Consider the following 10,770-nt stretch of genomic DNA (forward strand, 5'->3'; position numbering starts at 1 on the left):
GGTCATGCGGGAGTTGCTCCTGTGGGGTGTGGGGGTGCCGTCCGGTGTCGGCGGCGGCGGTGCGGGGCGGGGCCCCTGTGTGGTGCGGGACGGGGCGAGCGGGTCCGGTGTTGTGCGTCCGGGCCGGTCGTGGTTCCCCGTGATGACAGCCATGGTTAGCGGCGGCCGTGGCGGGGGTCAATGATGTGACGTACTACCCCAATACGGAGCAATGTCCGGAATGAACCGTTCTGGGCTGGTTATGTACTGTTCGGGCGGGGTTCGTGTCTACTACCCGCCCTAGGATGTGACGTGGCCCCTATGGGTGGCATCACATCCACGCGGTCATTTCGGCGCCCTTTCGAGGTCCTTTGCGAGGCCGCGGCCGGGGTCCGCGTGTGGCGGTCTGCGGGCCTGGACCCGTGTACGGGGCACCGGCGGCCATCTCTTGCCGGTGCTAGCGCACGCGCGCTAGCGTGTTGGTGTGCCCAAGACACAGCTGAACGTGAGAGTGGACGAGTCCACCGCCGAGGCCGCGCGGCAACGCGCGCTGCAGAGGGGGATGAGCGTGAACCGGTACATAGAAGAGCTCGTACGGCAGGATGCGGGCGAGGTCGGACACACCTTCGTCGAGGCCGCGGCCGACTTCATGAAGCAGTACGAGTCGGTGTTCGCCGAGGAGTTCGGCCCGGAGCGCAAAGGCACGCGTTGAACCTGCAGATCGACCTTTCCTGGCTGCTCATGGTGGCCGAGCACAAGACCCCCGGCGATCCGCAGGTCGTCGACTGGGGCGCGCTCGTGGCCGCGGTGGCCCGGCATGAGGCCGAGATCTTCGGCAGCCCCGTGTACAGCGACCCCCACTCCCGGGCCGCTGCCCTTCTCCAGCTGCTGCTCCACGTCCCCGCGCTCGAACACTCCAACGCGATGTTCTCCTCGGCCGTCGCGTACGGATACCTCGTCGCCTCCGGCCTCAAGGTCATCACCTCGCCCGAGCAGGTGCGCGACCTGGCCAGACTGGTGAAGGAGGGCAAGGCGGACGTCCGGGCCATCGCCGACGAACTCCGCCAGTGGAGTCTGTGACGGTCCCGCCGCGCGGCGGCGGGCCGATGCCTCAGTCCAGCACGGCAGGGCGCCGCGCCACTCCCAGCACGCAGGCCGAAGTGGGCAGCCGGACGCCCCACTCCGGCATCCGTACCCTGCGGTAGGTCTCCACCACGAACCCGGCCCGCTCGATGGCGGCCAGGGTGTCGCGCGATGTATGGCATCCGCCCGTCACCAGCGGCCAGACCGTACGGTCCAGCGCCCGCTGCGTCATGGCCATGGCCCGGTCGTCGGCCCGTACATGCTCGAAGAAGCGCAGCTCACCGCCGGGCCGCAGCACCCGCACGAGCTCCGCGAGCGACCGCTCCACATTCCGTACGGTGCACAGCACCAGCGAGGCGACGGCCCCGTCGAACGCCTCGCTCTTCACCGGCAGCGCCTCTGCTGCGGCCGGCACCACATCCACCGGGATTCCCGCCCGCAGCGCCGACCGCACCGCCAACTGCCGCAGGCTGCGCTCGGGTTCGATGGCCACCACCTCCGACACCGCGGGCGGGTAGTGCGCGAAGTTCAGGCCATTGCCCGCACCGATCTCGATGACCCGGCCGGACAGGCCGGCCAGCAGCTCCGAGCGCACCGCGCCCAGACCCGCCTTGGTCTCCGCGGCCACGCTCATCCGGGCGTAGAACCGGGCGAAGACGGGATGGTGCACGGCGTCCTCGGGGATTCTCGTGCTGCGCAGACGCATGACGACCTCCTCGACCGGGCGCTCGGGCAGAAAGCACGCTACTTGGATTCTCCCCCGTCCTGAGCGGCTCAGACGCTCAGGACGCAGGCCGATTCCCGCCCAGTTCCGCCGCGAGCCAACTCCGGGAACGCGCACGGAAGTCGGCCGGCTCCAGGGCCCCCGCACCGGCCGGCACCGCCCCCAGCAGCGGGGCGCCCGCCACCACGGGAAGGTCCGCCAGATTGCAGCGCGCCGCGAGATCCGGTTCGGCGGGCATGCTGCCCACCACCACACCGAGGCACTCCAGCTCCCGGTTCCGCAGCGCCTCGGAGGTCAGCGCGGTGGTGTTGAGCGTGCCCAGACCGGGGGGCGTCACCACCAGTACCGGAGCGGCCAGCAGCCGCGCGGCGTCGGCAAGGGTCGAGCCCTCGTCGTCGAACCGTACGAGCAGCCCGCCCGCGCCCTCGATCAGCACCAGATCGTGCTCGGTCGCCAGCTTCCGGGCCGCTTCGGCGATCTCGTACGGCCGCACCGGCGGGAGCCCGGACCTGCGGGCCGCGGTGGCCGGTGCCAACGGTTCGGGGAACCGGGCCAGTTCGACCGCGGTGACATGGCCGCCCGCCAGCCGTGCCACTTCGGCGGCATCTCCCGGCTCGCCGGGGGCCAGCCCCGTCTGCGCGGGCTTCAGCACCGCGACACGGCGGTCCGGGCACGCCGCCGCCACGGCCGCCGTCACGACGGTCTTGCCGATCTCCGTGCCCGTCCCCGTCACTACCAGAACCGTCATCTCATCCCTCTCGCGCGGCCGCGCACACTGCGCGGCAGATCCGTGTCACGTCCTCGTCACCCGTCACGTAGGGCGGCATCGTGTAGACGAGATCGCGGAACGGCCGCAGCCACACTCCTTCCCGCACCGCGGCCCGGGTCGCGGCCGCCATGTCCACCTCGTGATCGAGCTGTACGACGCCGATCGCACCCAGTACCCGTACATCCCGCACCCCGGGCAGTTCCGACGCCGGGGCGAGCCCCTCCCGCAGTCCGGTGCCGATCCGCTTCACCTCCTGCTGCCAGTCCTGGCCGAGCAGCAGATCGACGGAGGCGCACGCCACCGCGGCGGCGAGCGGATTGCCCATGAACGTCGGCCCGTGCGCGAGCACCGGCACCTCGCCGCGCGAGATGCCCTCCGCCACCCGGGAGGTGCACAGTGTCGCCGCCATCGTCAGATAGCCGCCGGTCAGTGCCTTGCCCACGCACATGACATCGGGCGAGACCCCGGCGTGCCCGGCGGCGAACAGCTCCCCCGTACGGCCGAAACCCGTGGCGATCTCGTCGAAGACCAGCAGCACATCGTGCTCGTCGCACGCCTCGCGCAGCACCCGCAGATACTCGGGGGAGTGGAACCGCATCCCGCCCGCGCCCTGCACCACCGGCTCCACGATCACCGCGGCCAGCCGGTCGGCGTGCTCCGCGACCAGCTCCCGCAGGTGCCGGACGTACGCGGCATCCGGTTCGGCGTCGAAACCGGCCGGGGGCTCGTCCGCGAAGACCTGGCGGGGCAGGACACCCGACCAGAGCTCGTGCATACCGCCCTCGGGGTCGCACACCGACATCGGCTGCCAGGTGTCGCCGTGATAGCCGCCGCGCCAGGTCAGCAGCCGCTGCTTGGCCGGCCGCCCGGCCGAGCGCCAGTACTGCAGACACATCTTCACGGCGACCTCGACGGAGACCGACCCCGAGTCGGAGAGGAAGACATGCCGCAGCGGCTCGGGGGTGATCTCGACCAGCCGGGTGGCGAGCCGGACGGCGGGTTCATGGGTGAGCCCGCCGAACATCACATGGCTCATCCGGTCCAGCTGACCCCGGGCCGCCGCGTTGAGCACCGGATGGTTGTAGCCGTGCACCGCCGACCACCAGGACGACATGCCGTCGACCAACTCGCTCTGCCCGTGGGCCGGTTCGGCCAGCTTCAGCCGCACCCCGGACGCGGACTCCACGACCAGCGGCTCCTGGCGCCCCGGCATCGGGCCGTACGGATGCCAGACGTGGGCCCGGTCCAGGGACCGCAGCTCGGCGGGGGAGAGGACCTCAGGCATTGGGGGCGAGATCCGTTCCCGCGCCGCGACGGCGGACCGCCACCAGATCCGTGCGCGCGGCCGGCACCTCCTGGGCATCGGGCGCGGCCTCCCCGGGCACGTCACCACAGGGGGCACACCCGCCGTCGTGCGAACCGCATCCACCACCCGGCTGCGACCGGTGCGCGGGCAGTGTCGTCGTTCCCGCCCCCTCCACCTCGAAACCGGCGTCCGCGATCATGTCCAGGTCCGCCTGGCCCGCCTGCCCCTCGCTGGTGAGGTAATCGCCCAGGAAGATCGAGTTGACCAGGTGCAGGGCCAGCGGCTGCATCGAGCGCAGATGGACCTCGCGCCCGCCCGCGAGCCGTACCTCCACGTCCGGGCAGACGAACCGGACCATCGCCAGAATCCGCAGACAGCGCTGCGGGGTGAGGTTCCACTCCTTGGCCAGCGGAGTTCCCTCGAACGGGATCAGGAAGTTCACCGGCACCGAGTCCGGGTCCAGTTCGCGCAGCGAGAAGACGACATCGACCAGGTCGGCGTTGCTCTCGCCCATCCCGGCGATCAGTCCGGAACACGCCGAGAGCCCGGCGGCCTGTGCCTGGTGCACGGTCTCCACCCGGTCCGCGTAGGTGTGGGTGGTGGTGATGTCCCCGTACGTCCCCTCGGACGTGTTGAGGTTGTGGTTGTACGCGTCGGCGCCCGCCGAGCGCAGCCGGTCGGCCTGCCCGTCGGAGAGCAGACCGAGGCAGGCGCACACCTCGACGCCCTCGTTCTGCTCCTTGATCGCCTCGATGGTCTCCGACACCCGGTCGACATCACGGTCCGTCGGACCGCGGCCGCTCGCCACCAGACAGACCCGCTTGGCCCCGCCCGCCACCCCGGCGGCGGCGGCCTTCGAGGCCTCGTCGGGTTTCAGCCAGGTGTACTTGAGGATCTCGGCCTTGGAGCCGAGCCGCTGCGAGCAGTACGAGCAGTCCTCCGGGCAGAGACCGGACTTGAGGTTGACCAGATAGTTCAGTTTCACGCGCCGCCCGAACCACTGACGGCGCACCTTTCCGGCCGCGGCCACCACTTCGAGCAGATCGTCGTCGGAGGTCGCCAGTACGGCGAGGGCTTCTTCGCGGGTCGGCAGCTCGCGCCGCAGCCCCTTGTCCACCAGCGTGTTCAGGAGGTCCATGGCGAAGATCCTGGCCTACGGCACGGCCCGCAGCCAAGGAGGAACCGGACAACAGAGCCCGGCAAGGGTGTGTGTATTGCCACACCATGCCCGGCTGCGCCCACGGTTAGGGTCTGTGAGCTGCCTACAAAAGGGACCGCTCATGTCCTTGGACCCGTTCGACTGGATCGACGAGGAGGCGCGCCGCCGCGCCGACGCCGGACTCGTCCGTACTCTGCGCCCCCGGCCCGCCGCTCCCGTACTGCTGGACCTCGCGAGCAACGACTACCTGGGGCTGACCCGGCACCCCGACATCACCGCCGCCGCGGCCGGGGCCGCGCGCGACTGGGGCGCGGGCGCGACCGGATCGCGACTCGTCACCGGTTCCACCACGCTGCATGCCGAACTCGAGAACGAGCTGGCCGAATTCTGTGGTTTCGAGGCGGCGCTGGTGCTGTCGTCCGGCTACGCGGCCAACCTCGCGGCGGTCACCGCGCTGACCGGCCATGGCTCGCTGATCGTCTCCGATGCGGGCAACCACGCCTCGATCGTGGACGGTTGCCGGCTCTCGCGCGCCGCGACCGCCGTCGTCCCGCACGCCGATCCCGACGCTGTACGCAAGGCCCTGCGGTCGCACGAGGGGCGGGCGCTGGCCGTCACCGACTCGGTCTTCTCGGTCGACGGCGACGCCGCACCGCTGTCCCGGCTGGCCGAGGTCTGCCGTACGGAGGGCGCCGCGCTGCTCGTCGACGACGCACACGGCCTGGGCGTGCTGGGGGAGGGCGGCCGGGGCGCACTCGCCGCCGCCGGCCTCGCGGGCGGAGACGGAACCGTGACCACGCTCACCCTCTCCAAGTCCCTGGGCAGCCAGGGCGGAGCGGTCCTGGGCCCCGCCCGGGTCATCGAACACCTCGTCAACACGGCCCGTACATTCATCTTCGACACCGGACTGGCGCCGGCCGCGGCGGGCGCCGCACTGGCGAGCCTGCGGCTGCTGCGTCGTGAACCGGAACGGGCCGGCCGGGCCCGCGCGGTCGCCGCCGCGCTGTACGAGCGGCTGACCGCGGCCGGTCTGACCGCCGTGCGGCCCGACGCGGCCGTGGTCTCGGTGCGTGCCCCCTCGGCCGACGCCGCGGTGCGCTGGGCGGCCGACTGCCGCACTGCCGGAATCGCGGTCGGGTGCTTCCGGCCCCCGTCGGTGCCCGACGGGGTGTCCCGGCTGAGGCTGACGGCGCGGGCCGACCTGACCGAGGAGCAGATCGCCACCGCCGTGTCGGTCGTTCGGCGGACCGCTCCCGTCAGCTGACCGGAACCCGGTGGAGACCGCCGACGAACGAGGTCCAGGCCGCCGCGGAGAACCACAGCGGGGGCCTGGACACATCCTTGGAGTCCCGCACCGCCAGCCGCCCGTCACCGAACGGTGCGGCCTCCACACAGTTGTTCATGCCCGTGCTGCGGCTGCTGCGCCGCCACCGTAAGTCGTGCTGTGCGAGGCGATCCGACATGAGGGCCTCCCTCGGGCGCTCCGGGGTTCACCGACCGCCGCGGTCGATCGCGGCGATGAGGTCCAACGAGTGCTCCGGCGACAGCGCGTGTGCCTGCATCGTGCGGAAGGCCGAGCTGTACGCCTCAAGGTCTTCTTTCCGCTCCAGATAGAGGCTACTCGTCAAATGGTCGAGAACGACCACATCCAGATCAGAAGTGTTCGGAAATGAGAAGATAACGAAAGGCCCGGTGAGGCCGGCGTAGCCGCCCATCGAGAACGGCAGCAACTGAAGTTGCACATGGGGCAGTTGAGCCACCCGGGTCAAATGGCGCAGCTGCTCCCGCATCACCCGGCACCCGCCGACCTCGCGCCGCAGCACCGCCTCGTCGAGCACCGCACTCAGCCGCAGCGGCGGATCGGTCCGCAGTACGCCCTGCCGGGCCAGCCGTACCTCCACCAGCGAGTCCAACTGGCCCGCGGGCAGCCCGTCCAGCGATGCCCGGGTCACCGCACGCGCGTAGTCGGCGGTCTGCAGCAGCCCCGGCACCACCGAGGTCTCCAGCGTGCGCGCGGTCCGTGCCTGGGACTCCAGGCTGATGAAGTCGCGGTACTGGGGCGGGATCAGGCCGCGATAGGCGTGCCACCACCCGGTGCCGCCACCGCCCGCCGAGCCCGCCAGCGTGGCCAACAGGTCACGCAACCGGGCGTCGTCCACGCCGTACGTGTCCAGCAGCCGGGTCACGTCGGCCGGCCGCACCCCGCTCGCTCCGGTCTCGATCCGGCTCACCTTCGACTGGTGCCAGCCGAGTATCCGCGCCGCGTCCCGACTGGTCAGTCCCGACGCGTGGCGCAGACCCCGGAGCTCCTCCCCGAGCTTGCGGCGTCGAACCGCAGGGCCGTGCTGCATCCGCGGCCTCCCTCCCTCTTCTGCCGAGCGGACAGTGTGCCGCCCGCATACGGTCTTGTGTGGCAGGGTTCACCGCATTGAGCGACAGATATATGCATATCTTGGTGGATCGCCGTTACAGGGGGCAGCATCAATGGCAATCTGGTGCGAAGCGCAACCCGGACCGATCGCGGGTCCGTCCGGGTGGGAAAGGGACGGCTCGCCATGGCAGACCATCAGGAAGCAAGCGTCACTCTGCCGAGCGAGCCGGTCTCGGTCTCGGCGGCCCGCAGGTACGTGGACCGGGTGCTCGGCGAATGGGGTCCGGTCGCCGACACCGATTTCACCGACAGCGTCCGGCTCATCGTCTCGGAGCTCGCGACCAACGCCGTCCAGCACACCTTCGGGCAGTCGCCCACCTTCACCGTGGACCTCCGGCTGGAGCGGGAGGAGCAGCTCTATCTGGGAGTGACGGACAGTCATCCCCGCTGGCCCAGGCGGCTGCCCGCCGCCGTTCAGCAGGACAACGGGCGCGGCATGGTGATCATCAGGACCCTGGCCAAGGAGTGCGGGGGACGGCTCACCGTCAGTCCCACCGCCGACGGCGGCAAGACGGTGTGGATCGCGCTTCCCTGGAGCGTCCCGGTGCAGAGCTGACCGACGTGTCGCGGTGACCGTCCGTCCCCGCGGGCGCCCGGCTTCCACTCCGGCCCCGCCCCCGGACCCGCGGCGCCCCGGCCCTGCCCGGCGGAGCACGGCCGGGGACGCGGCCCCGGTCCGCCGGGCAGGACCCGTCTCAGCGGACCCGGCCGTAGTAGACGCTCCTGGTCCAGATCTTCTCCAGCCGGACCACCGAGCCGGTCCTCGGCGAATGCCAGATCTTTCCCTTCCCGGCGTAGATGCCCACGTGGTAGACGCTGCGGCCGTAGTGGAAGAAGACCAGGTCGCCGCGTTGCCTGTGCGAGGCCGAGATGTGGCGGGTCCTGTTGTACTGCTGCTGGGCCGTGCGGGGGAGCTTCTTGCCCACCTTCTTGAACGAGTAGAACGTCAGCCCCGAGCAGTCGAAGCGGTTGGGGCCGGTGGCCCCCCACCTGTACGGCGATCCCTTCTTCGAGGCCGCGATGTTGAGCGCCTTCATCGACAGGGTCGCCGCCTGGGCGTCCGTCGCGGCGCCCGGGGCGAACATGGTGGTGCCGACAGCGGCGAGAGTCAGAACCGAGGCCGTTCCGGCCCGGACGAGCAAAGACGGGACATGAACCTGCGCAGTCATGCGCAACCCTTCGTCAGCCGCCTGTGAAGGATGACCTGTCGGGTTCGGGCTGGCGAAGTTGCCCGGCCGCTTGCGGCGGCTTCACCCCGAGGGTCGACCGGTGTTCAGGCCGACCCGTTGTGCTCGGGTCCTCCACTCCTGCCGATCCACTTCTGTCGACCAGTCATCCGGGCGGCGGCAGGACTCGGCGTCCGCCCGGACCGCCCCGCCGCGGTGGCGGGGGCTTGTCGTCCCAGGGATCTTGACTCACGGACTGCCGGATTTCCGAGCCGAAACAGGGATATGTGAGGCTCCTCACGACTGATCCGTTCGGGTGGGCATGGTGCTTTTCGAGGCTCCGGCGGTGAATCCGACCGGTGTCGTACCAGGGGCGGAAGGCTGGATTCCGATCACGGGCCACTCGGAAAACGCAAGTTGAGCAGTCCCCCGTGAGGGGGGCTTCCTACGCCGAACGAGCGAGGAATTTCGATTGGACCGTCGGGCGTGTCGGGTACGGGAGTTGGGTGACGGCCACCGGGTGCCGGACGCCGGGGCAGGGGGAGTTGGCCCGGCCCCGGCGAGCACGCGGAGCGCGGAAACCGGTCAACTCGGCGGTGCGGGGGGTACGGTGACGCGCCCGGCCCGACGCTCCCCGTCCAGTACCCGCAGCGCCCGGGCGAGCGTCGTGGCGTGGATCTGCGCCTCCCCGCGCTCGTGCATCGACGCGAGCGCGTCCCGTAGCGCGCCCGCGTGCGATACCAGAGCCTGAGCGGCGCGAAGGGCGCCGTAGGTGTCGCTGCCGCGGGCCGGGTTGATCCGCCCGACCTGGTCGAGGACTTCGAGGTAGCGGTCGATGAACTCCCCCTCGGCGCGCGTCAGTGCGGGAAGCGGTGGGAACTCCGGTGGCCGCATCGGCGGATTCACCTCGTGCCGTGCGGAGGGGATGAGGACTTCCGGCTCTCCAGGACGTGGTCCACCAGCCCGTACGCCTTGGCGCCCGCCGCGTCGAGGATGAGGTCGCGCTCGATGTCCTCGGTGATCTGTGCGGCGTCGCGGCCCGTGTGACGGGTCAACAGCGTCGTGAGCATCGCGCGGACCCGTTCCAGCTCCTGGGCCTCGATCTCCAGGTCGGACGGCTGGCCCCGCATCGGTTCGGCGAGCTCGGGCTGCCGCACGACGACCCTCGCACCGGGCAGTGCGTGCCGTCGGCCGGGAGCGCCCGCGGCGAGCAGCGCGGAGGCGCAGGAACCGGCCTGGCCGAGGCAGTAGGTCTCCACCTCGCACGTGAGGTACTGCATCGTGTCGTAGATCGCCGACATGGCCCCGAACGAGCCGCCGGGGGAGTTGATGTAGAGCGAAACGGGGCGGTCCGGGGCGTCGTGCTCCAGGTACATCAACTGTGCGATCAGATCACCTGCCGCCGCGTCGTCGACCGGGGTGCCGAGGAAGACGATCCGTTCGGACAGCAGCTTGGAGTACGGGTCGAGGGTGCGGGTCCCGTTGGTCGTGCGCTCGGTGAACTCGGGCAGTACATGACGGGCGGTGGGACGGAACAGCATGGCGATGCCTCTCCTCCGGGGACCGTGCGGCTCTGCGTGGTCCCTTCACGGGGTCGTGCCGACTTCCGTGAGAAATGTACAGGACGTACAGAAGCTTGGTGTTGGCTTGCCCGGCCCATGCGGCGAGGAAGGCGTCCGGCACGCCGTTGACGGCAAGAGACGTGAGGCACGGGTGGCAGGCGTCGTGGAGCCGGACCTTTCGCAGCTCCAGCTTCCGCTGCAAGGAGTACGCGGCCTCACGCAGGTGACGGGTCGTGAGCGGCCGGTCGAGGTCTTGGGCCGCCGAGGGGCGAAGTCCTGTGCAGGCTCGGCCTCCACGCCTGCGGGCGCCGACAAGGAGCCGGGCGGCCACGGGCTCGACGTGTTTCTTCGTCGGTTCATCCAGGTCCTCGGCCGCGATTCCTCCTGCCGGGGAGGCCTTCTGTCCGGTCAGGCCCGCACGGTCATGCTCCCGTCATGGATCAGTGAGAGAGCGTGTGGGACGACGACGCCCTGCCGGCGCGTTCCGGCGAGGCTTCGTCGCGCAACGGGCTACGACGTCGTGACGCATGCGGCACCGGCGCCGTTCCGCTCCGGCTCTTTGCTGTCAAGCACCCGTGGCGAGGATGCGGT

At 70.7% G+C, this 10,770-nt stretch carries 13 protein-coding genes and 1 riboswitch; of the genes, 4 read left to right on the forward strand and 9 right to left on the reverse strand.

The window, feature by feature from the left end:
• Positions 1-463 precede the first annotated feature (463 nt).
• Both AB0D53_RS31095 and AB0D53_RS31100 read left to right on the forward strand, forming a co-directional pair.
• Positions 464-691: an antitoxin gene (locus AB0D53_RS31095; protein ID WP_329820831.1), complete on the forward strand. Its 228-nt coding sequence runs from the start codon at positions 464-466 to the stop codon at positions 689-691.
• Positions 688-1,059: a fic family toxin-antitoxin system, toxin component gene (locus AB0D53_RS31100; RefSeq protein WP_093551070.1), complete on the forward strand. Its 372-nt coding sequence runs from the start codon at positions 688-690 to the stop codon at positions 1,057-1,059. The genes AB0D53_RS31095 and AB0D53_RS31100 overlap by 4 nt, the downstream gene beginning before the upstream one ends.
• Positions 1,060-1,090: 31 nt before the next feature.
• On the opposite strand, the gene AB0D53_RS31105 is transcribed toward AB0D53_RS31100, so the two are convergent.
• From AB0D53_RS31105 to bioB, 4 genes are all read right to left on the reverse strand, one after another.
• Complete coding sequence (locus AB0D53_RS31105) at positions 1,091-1,768, reverse strand: methyltransferase domain-containing protein (protein ID WP_362452425.1); 678 nt, start codon at positions 1,766-1,768, stop codon at positions 1,091-1,093.
• Between the two features lie 76 nt (positions 1,769-1,844).
• Positions 1,845-2,534, reverse strand: coding sequence for a dethiobiotin synthase (gene bioD, locus AB0D53_RS31110; protein WP_362452426.1), 690 nt, complete (start codon positions 2,532-2,534; stop codon positions 1,845-1,847).
• Between the two features lies 1 nt (position 2,535).
• Positions 2,536-3,840, reverse strand: coding sequence for an adenosylmethionine--8-amino-7-oxononanoate transaminase (locus AB0D53_RS31115; protein ID WP_362452428.1), 1,305 nt, complete (start codon positions 3,838-3,840; stop codon positions 2,536-2,538).
• On the reverse strand, positions 3,833-4,999 hold the full coding sequence (gene bioB, locus AB0D53_RS31120; RefSeq protein ID WP_362452429.1) for a biotin synthase BioB: 1,167 nt from the start codon (positions 4,997-4,999) through the stop codon (positions 3,833-3,835). The genes AB0D53_RS31115 and bioB overlap by 8 nt, the downstream gene beginning before the upstream one ends.
• Positions 5,000-5,141: 142 nt before the next feature.
• Between bioB and AB0D53_RS31125 the strand changes: the two genes are divergently transcribed.
• Complete coding sequence (locus AB0D53_RS31125; protein ID WP_362452431.1) at positions 5,142-6,284, forward strand: 8-amino-7-oxononanoate synthase; 1,143 nt, start codon at positions 5,142-5,144, stop codon at positions 6,282-6,284.
• On the opposite strand, the gene AB0D53_RS31130 is transcribed toward AB0D53_RS31125, so the two are convergent.
• Both AB0D53_RS31130 and AB0D53_RS31135 read right to left on the reverse strand, forming a co-directional pair.
• Positions 6,277-6,483, reverse strand: coding sequence for a DUF397 domain-containing protein (locus tag AB0D53_RS31130; RefSeq protein WP_362452433.1), 207 nt, complete (start codon positions 6,481-6,483; stop codon positions 6,277-6,279). The two genes, AB0D53_RS31125 and AB0D53_RS31130, sit on opposite strands and share 8 nt — an antisense overlap.
• 27 nt (positions 6,484-6,510) lie before the next feature.
• Positions 6,511-7,371 carry a helix-turn-helix transcriptional regulator gene (locus tag AB0D53_RS31135; protein ID WP_362452435.1) on the reverse strand — a complete coding sequence of 287 codons (861 nt, stop codon included), beginning with the start codon at positions 7,369-7,371 and terminating at the stop codon, positions 6,511-6,513.
• A gap of 204 nt (positions 7,372-7,575) precedes the next feature.
• Here AB0D53_RS31135 and AB0D53_RS31140 point away from each other — a divergent pair, with 204 nt between their 5' ends.
• On the forward strand, positions 7,576-8,007 hold the full coding sequence (locus AB0D53_RS31140) for an ATP-binding protein (protein ID WP_362452437.1): 432 nt from the start codon (positions 7,576-7,578) through the stop codon (positions 8,005-8,007).
• A gap of 139 nt (positions 8,008-8,146) precedes the next feature.
• On the opposite strand, the gene AB0D53_RS31145 is transcribed toward AB0D53_RS31140, so the two are convergent.
• The 3 genes from AB0D53_RS31145 to AB0D53_RS31155 all read right to left on the reverse strand — a co-directional run bounded on the left by AB0D53_RS31145 (position 8,147) and on the right by AB0D53_RS31155 (position 10,155).
• Positions 8,147-8,620, reverse strand: a complete 474-nt coding sequence (locus AB0D53_RS31145; RefSeq protein ID WP_362452438.1) for a C40 family peptidase — start codon at positions 8,618-8,620, stop codon at positions 8,147-8,149.
• A 3-nt stretch (positions 8,621-8,623) separates the two neighbouring features.
• Positions 8,624-8,810, reverse strand: a riboswitch (cyclic di-AMP (ydaO/yuaA leader).
• Between the two features lie 392 nt (positions 8,811-9,202).
• Entirely contained in the window at positions 9,203-9,511 is a 309-nt protein-coding gene (locus AB0D53_RS31150) for a hypothetical protein (protein ID WP_362452439.1), read from the reverse strand.
• 8 nt (positions 9,512-9,519) lie between these two features.
• A complete protein-coding gene (locus AB0D53_RS31155) occupies positions 9,520-10,155 on the reverse strand; it encodes an ATP-dependent Clp protease proteolytic subunit (RefSeq protein WP_362452581.1) in 636 nt (211 codons plus the stop codon).
• Positions 10,156-10,770 lie beyond the last annotated feature (615 nt).

Origin of the sequence: Streptomyces sp. NPDC048295, from assembly GCF_040652135.1 — a bacterium.
Classification (GTDB): Bacteria; Actinomycetota; Actinomycetes; order Streptomycetales; family Streptomycetaceae; genus Streptomyces.

Bases quoted from the DNA above. Each gene is read 5' to 3' on its own strand.
- AB0D53_RS31140 (WP_362452437.1), top strand. From the start codon at position 7,576: ATGGCAGACCATCAGGAAGCAAGCGTCACTCTGCCGAGCGAGCCGGTC.
- bioD (WP_362452426.1), bottom strand. From the start codon at position 2,534: ATGACGGTTCTGGTAGTGACGGGGACGGGCACGGAGATCGGCAAGACC.
- AB0D53_RS31130 (WP_362452433.1), bottom strand. From the start codon at position 6,483: ATGTCGGATCGCCTCGCACAGCACGACTTACGGTGGCGGCGCAGCAGC.
- bioB (WP_362452429.1), bottom strand. From the start codon at position 4,999: ATGGACCTCCTGAACACGCTGGTGGACAAGGGGCTGCGGCGCGAGCTG.
- AB0D53_RS31105 (WP_362452425.1), bottom strand. From the start codon at position 1,768: ATGCGTCTGCGCAGCACGAGAATCCCCGAGGACGCCGTGCACCATCCC.
- AB0D53_RS31150 (WP_362452439.1), bottom strand. From the start codon at position 9,511: ATGCGGCCACCGGAGTTCCCACCGCTTCCCGCACTGACGCGCGCCGAG.
- AB0D53_RS31125 (WP_362452431.1), top strand. From the start codon at position 5,142: ATGTCCTTGGACCCGTTCGACTGGATCGACGAGGAGGCGCGCCGCCGC.
- AB0D53_RS31115 (WP_362452428.1), bottom strand. From the start codon at position 3,840: ATGCCTGAGGTCCTCTCCCCCGCCGAGCTGCGGTCCCTGGACCGGGCC.
- AB0D53_RS31135 (WP_362452435.1), bottom strand. From the start codon at position 7,371: ATGCAGCACGGCCCTGCGGTTCGACGCCGCAAGCTCGGGGAGGAGCTC.
- AB0D53_RS31145 (WP_362452438.1), bottom strand. From the start codon at position 8,620: ATGACTGCGCAGGTTCATGTCCCGTCTTTGCTCGTCCGGGCCGGAACG.